Consider the following 5,166-nt stretch of genomic DNA (forward strand, 5'->3'; position numbering starts at 1 on the left):
GGGCGAAGATGCGCGGTGCATCGGTGTCGAAGTTGAACTTGGTCAGGTAATCCAGCAGCGCGGCTGGCGTTCCGCTGGTCGTCGTCGGCGGTGTCGTGAAGATGTAGGACAGCGAGCCGGCGCCCATCGTGGCGATCAGCGGCAGCTTGTCCCACGGCGGGATCTGGCTTTCCAGCTTCCAGAAGCGCCAGTTGCCCGCGCCCATGCCGGCGTCGAACGACCAGTCGCTGTAGAGCGGCTCGCCCTTGCTGTTGCGCGGACCAGCGAAGGCACGGTCGAGTGCCATGACCTGCGTGGCACTCAGGCACCGCGGTGTCTTGTCGCCGGCACACTGCAGATCCGCCAGCTTGAACACCGACTGGCAGCGCACGAGATCGCCCACAACACCGTCGACCGCACCGTCGAGCGCGTCGCACTTCTCCAGCACCTTGGCAGCGACCAGCCTCATGTCGTCCGGGCTGAAGGCCTTGCGGATGTCCGGATCGGCGGGGTTCACCATCTGCCAGCTCTGCACGTCCCAGGCGTGCTGCACGGCAGCCTTGGGCAGATTGAACCCCGGCGCACCGGCCAGGATGCCGTCGTAGCGGTCGGCGTAGCGGGTGGCCGCGACCAGTGCGTGGCGACCGCCGTTGGAGCAGCCAGCCATGTAGCTGCGCACCGGAGCCTGTCCGTAGTGGCGTGCGATCAGCGCCTGCGCCACCGTGTACATGGTGTCGTCGGCGGTGTAGCCGTAGTCGCGGCGCGCCTGCGGGTCGAGGCCGAAGGCGTTGCCCTGCGCCAGGCCGAAGTTCGCGTTCGCCGGATCCGCCTCGGTGTGGCCCGAGTCGGAGCTGATCACCGCGAAGCCACGCTGCAATCCGTTGACCGCCAGCACGCCCAGCGCGCCCGTTGCCGGCACGACCTTGCCGTCATTGCCGCCATTCACCTGGTGCAGGAAGCCCTTGTTCCACGCCTGCGGCAGCCGCATTTCGAAGCCGATGGCATAGGCATTGCCGTCCACGCCCGTGCGCTCGTTGGCGACCCCGGTGACCTGGCAATGCGCAGGCGTGCCCTTGCCGTCGGCGGCCACGTCCCTGGCTGCCGTGACACGCACGTTCTTCAGCGAGGCCAGCGCGGCCGGCAACTCGGCACAGGCGACCGGCGTGGCACGCAGTGTTGTGGTGCCGCAGGCGGACAGGGCGGCAGCGGCGATCAGCGTCAGCGCAGCGCAGCGGCTGGTGCGCCTGGTCGTGGTGTTCTTGTGGTGCACAGCTTGTCTCCTCGTGGGGGCGGCACCGGACTCAGGCGCCGGCTTCTTCGGGCCAGTACAGGCGCATCGGGTTGTCCACCAGCAGCTGGCGCTGCAGCTCGGCGGTCGGTGCGATGTGCGGGATGAAATCGACCAGCAGACCGTCGTCGGGCATGTGGTCCTTCAGGTTCGGGTGCGGCCAGTCGGTGCCCCAGAGCACGCGGTCCGGGAACTCCTCGACCACGCGGCGGGCGAAGGGCACCACGTCGGCGTAGGCGTTGCGCTCGCCGTCCAGCGCCTTCGGGCCGGTGACGCTCAGGCGCTCGGGGCAGCTCACCTTGCTCCAGACGTTCGGGTGCTGGCGCATGAACTCCAGGAACAGCGTGAACTCCGGGCCGTCGATCGGCTTGGACACGTCCGGACGGCCCATGTGGTCCACGACGACCATCGTCGGCAGCGCGGTGAAGAAGTCCCACAGCTCGGGCAGGTCCACCGCCTCGAAGTAGATGACCACGTGCCAGCCCAGCTGGCCGATGCGGGCGGCGATCTCCATCAGCTCGTCCTTGGGCGTGAAGTCCACCAGCCGCTTGACGAAGTTGAAGCGCACACCGCGCACGCCAGCCGCGTGCATCGCCTGCAGCTCGTCGTCGGTGACGCTGCGGCGCACGGTGGCAACCCCGCGGGCCTTGCCGCCCGAGGACACGCAGGCGTCGATCATGGCGCGGTTGTCAGCACCGTGGCAGGTGGCCTGCACGACGACGTTGCGGGCGAAGCCGAGGTGGTCGCGCAGGGCGTACAGCGCGTGCTTCGAGGCATCGCAGGGCGTGTACTTGCGCTCCGGCGCGTAGGGGAACTCGGCACCGGGGCCGAAGACGTGGCAGTGCGCATCGACGGCGCCTGCGGGCAGCTGGAACGCCGGCCGGGTCGGACCGGTGTACCAGTCCATCCAGCCCGCGGTCTTGGTGAAATCACCCGTGGTGGGTTTGCTCATGGTGTCTCAGTCCTTGGGATTGCGGTCATTGGCATGGCCGAGGATCCGGCCGGCCTCGGTGCGCCTGTCGACGCGGCGGGCGGTCAGTCGATGTAGCGCAGGCCGGCTTTTTCCAGCGGCTCGCGCATCTTGTACATGTCCAGCCCCAGCTCGCCCGCGGCGAAGCGGGCGCGCTTCTCTCCTTCGAAGCTCTCGCGCTTCTCGGCCGCATCGGCCACCTGCTGCGCCATCGCGGCGGGCACGACGACGATGCCGTCGGCATCCGCGATCACCACGTCGCCCGGGTTGACCAGCGCACCGGCGCAGACCACCGGGATGTTGACCGAGCCCAGCGTGGCCTTGATCGTGCCCTTGGCGTGGATGGCCTTGGCGAAGACCGGGAAGCCCATGGCCTGCAGCTCGTCCACGTCGCGCACGCCGCCGTCGATGACCAGGCCCTTGGCGCCGCGCGCCTGGAAGCTGGTCGCCAGCAGGTCGCCGAAGAAGCCGTCGGCGTTGTCGGTGGTGCAGGCCGCCACGGCGACGTCGCCAGGCTGCAGCTGCTCGGCGGCGACGTGCATCATCCAGTTGTCACCCGGCTGCAGCAGCACGGTGACCGCGGTACCGCAGATCTTGGCGCCGGTGTAGATCGGCCGCATATAGGGCTTCATCAGACCGACGCGGCCCATGGCCTCGTGGATGGTGGCCACGCCGAAGCGCGACAGCTTCTCGACCGCGGCAGGATCCGCACGCACGATGCCGCGTTTGACAACGCCGAGCTGGTTCATCAGGGAAGTCATGGTCAGAGTCCTTTGGCTTTGAGTGCGGTGTCCAGGCGCGAGAAGACGCGGCGGGCGTTGCCTTCGTAGATCTGGAAGCGTTCGTCGTCGGTCAGGTTGGCCGTGGCGGCGACGTAGCGCTTGGTGTCGTCGTAGTAGTGGCCGGTTTCCGGGTCGATGCCGCGCACGGCGCCGATCATCTCGCTGGCGAACAGGATGTTCTTGACCGGGATCACCTTGGTCAGCAGGTCGATGCCCGGCTGGTGGTAGACGCAGGTGTCGAAGTAGATGTTGTTCAGCAGGTGCTCGGACAGCAGCGGCTTCTTCAGCTCCTGCGCCAGGCCACGGAAACGGCCCCAGTGATACGGCACCGCGCCGCCGCCGTGCGGGATCAGGAACTTCAGGGTCGGGAAGTCCTTGAACAGGTCGCTGGTCAGGCACTGCATGAACGCCGTCGTGTCCGCGTTCAGGTAGTGCGCGCCGGTGGTGTGGAAGCAGCTGTTGCAGCTGGTCGACACGTGGACCATCGCCGGGATGTCGTACTCGACCATCTTCTCGTAGATGGGGTACCAGCTCCTGTCGCTCAGCGGCGGCGAGGTCCAGTGGCCGCCGGACGGATCCGGGTTCAGGTTGATGCCGACGTTGCCGAACTGCTCGACGCACTTGACCAACTCGGGGATGCAGGTCGCCGGATCGACGCCGGGCGACTGCGGCAGCATCGCGGCCGGGATGAAGTGGTCCGGGAACAGCTCGGCCACGCGGAAGCAGAGTTCATTGCAGATCGCCGCCCAGGTGCTCGATGTCTGGAAGTCGCCGATGTGGTGCGCCATGAAGCTGGCGCGCGGGCTGAAGATGGTCAGGTCCGAGCCGCGCTGCTTCATCAGCTTGAGCTGGTTGGTCTCGATCGACTCGCGCAGTTCGTCGTCGCTGATCTTCAGATCCGCCGGGTTCGGCGCCTTGGACGGGTCTTTCAGCGCGGCGATCTGCAGATCGCGCCAGAGGCCGAGGGCGGCCGGGGCGGTGGTGTAGTGGCCGTGGACGTCGATGATCATGGGGAGTCTCCTGGTGAACGGTGGGTGGCTCAGGCCGGATCCATGCCTTGGCGGCGCTTGGCGTCGGCCGCTGCGGGCGAGGCCATGAAGGCCAGCATCTCGCGCACGGCCGCGGCCCGGGCGGGGGCAGCCGACGTGCAGACGCCAGCGGAAAAGGTGGTGGTGATCTGGATGGCGGGCGGCAGCGGACCGAGCACGTCGAGGCCATCCAGGTTGATCAGCTCGCTGAACTGCTGGAAACCGAGTTCGACCTCGCCACGTGCCACGAGCGAACCGACCGGGACACCGGGTGGCGGCGTGACCAGCCGCGCGGCGATCTCGCCGGCGATGCCCCAGCGCTCGAACAGCCTGGCCAGCGCCACGCCGCTCGGGCCGGTGGAGTAGCCCACGCTGCGGGCGACCAGCACCGCGGCGCGCACGGCGGCCTCCGAGCCGATGTCCGGCCGCGGCGCCCCGGCGCGCACGGCGACGGCCACACCCGAATGCACGAGGTCGACCTTGCTGTCCGCCACCACGCAGCCGGCCGCGATCAGCTTGTCGATGGCGTCGGAGGCGAGGATCACCACGTCGAACGCCTCACCTGCCAGCACACGCCGGGCCGCATCGACACCGCCGACCGACTCGATCACCACCGGCACGTCAGAGCGCGGCGCATACGCCGCCACCAGATCGGCCAGCACCTGGCGGGTGGCCATCGAGGAGATGCCGTGGAGTTCGGCCAGCGTCGGTTCGAGCGGGACAGCAGTCATGGGGGTACAGGCGCCTGGCGGCAAGAAGGGGTGCGCGGATTCTGGACATCTCGCTCCATGCCGAACAGGGGATTTCTGCACTAGCTGCTATGTCGAATCAGCATATCGATGGCATTCAGCCAGGCAGCGACTGCGCCGCAGCCGCCTGCGGCAGGCCCCGCGCCAGCTCCTCCAGCAAGCGGCGGGTGAGGCGGATCAGTGGCGTGCTGCGCTGGCGCGACGACGCGGCCAGGCACAGCACGCTGGGCAGGCTTGGCGCCATGATCGGCCGCACCGACAGCTCGTCCGCCCGCCCCGACGCCGCCACCGCGCTGGCCGTGAGCACCGCCTGCCCGTAGCGGGCGCAGACCAGATCGATGATGGACGCGACGCTGGACACCTCCCACGC

6 protein-coding genes are annotated in these 5,166 nt (G+C 68.5%); all 6 read right to left on the minus strand.

Translation table 11 applies throughout. From position 1 onward, the window contains the following. Window positions 1-1,249: tannase/feruloyl esterase family alpha/beta hydrolase (locus tag AB3X43_RS17655; RefSeq protein ID WP_369431179.1), on the minus strand; the 1,249-nt coding region annotated here is incomplete at its 3' end. 31 nt (window positions 1,250-1,280) lie between these two features. Then, on the minus strand, window positions 1,281-2,219 hold the full coding sequence (locus AB3X43_RS17660) for an amidohydrolase family protein (RefSeq protein ID WP_369431180.1): 939 nt from the start codon (window positions 2,217-2,219) through the stop codon (window positions 1,281-1,283). Window positions 2,220-2,302: 83 nt separating this feature from the next. Then, window positions 2,303-2,998 carry a 4-carboxy-4-hydroxy-2-oxoadipate aldolase/oxaloacetate decarboxylase gene (gene ligK / locus AB3X43_RS17665; RefSeq protein ID WP_369431181.1) on the minus strand — a complete coding sequence of 232 codons (696 nt, stop codon included), beginning with the start codon at window positions 2,996-2,998 and terminating at the stop codon, window positions 2,303-2,305. A gap of 2 nt (window positions 2,999-3,000) precedes the next feature. Next, window positions 3,001-4,029 (minus strand): amidohydrolase family protein, encoded by a 1,029-nt coding sequence (locus AB3X43_RS17670; protein WP_369431182.1) that lies wholly within the window; start codon window positions 4,027-4,029, stop codon window positions 3,001-3,003. Between the two features lie 29 nt (window positions 4,030-4,058). After that, window positions 4,059-4,724 (minus strand): substrate-binding domain-containing protein, encoded by a 666-nt coding sequence (locus tag AB3X43_RS17675; RefSeq protein WP_369431184.1) that lies wholly within the window; start codon window positions 4,722-4,724, stop codon window positions 4,059-4,061. Window positions 4,725-4,893: 169 nt separating this feature from the next. Next, on the minus strand, window positions 4,894-5,166 hold a 273-nt coding region (locus AB3X43_RS17680), incomplete at its 5' end, for a type 2 periplasmic-binding domain-containing protein (RefSeq protein WP_369431183.1).

The sequence above is a fragment of the Sphaerotilus sp. genome (genome assembly GCF_041083715.1).
Taxonomy (GTDB): domain Bacteria; phylum Pseudomonadota; class Gammaproteobacteria; order Burkholderiales; family Burkholderiaceae_C; genus Sphaerotilus.

Bases quoted from the DNA above. Each gene is read 5' to 3' on its own strand.
- AB3X43_RS17660 (WP_369431180.1), bottom strand. From the start codon at position 2,219: ATGAGCAAACCCACCACGGGTGATTTCACCAAGACCGCGGGCTGGATG.
- AB3X43_RS17675 (WP_369431184.1), bottom strand. From the start codon at position 4,724: ATGGCCACCCGCCAGGTGCTGGCCGATCTGGTGGCGGCGTATGCGCCG.
- ligK (WP_369431181.1), bottom strand. From the start codon at position 2,998: ATGACTTCCCTGATGAACCAGCTCGGCGTTGTCAAACGCGGCATCGTG.
- AB3X43_RS17670 (WP_369431182.1), bottom strand. From the start codon at position 4,029: ATGATCATCGACGTCCACGGCCACTACACCACCGCCCCGGCCGCCCTC.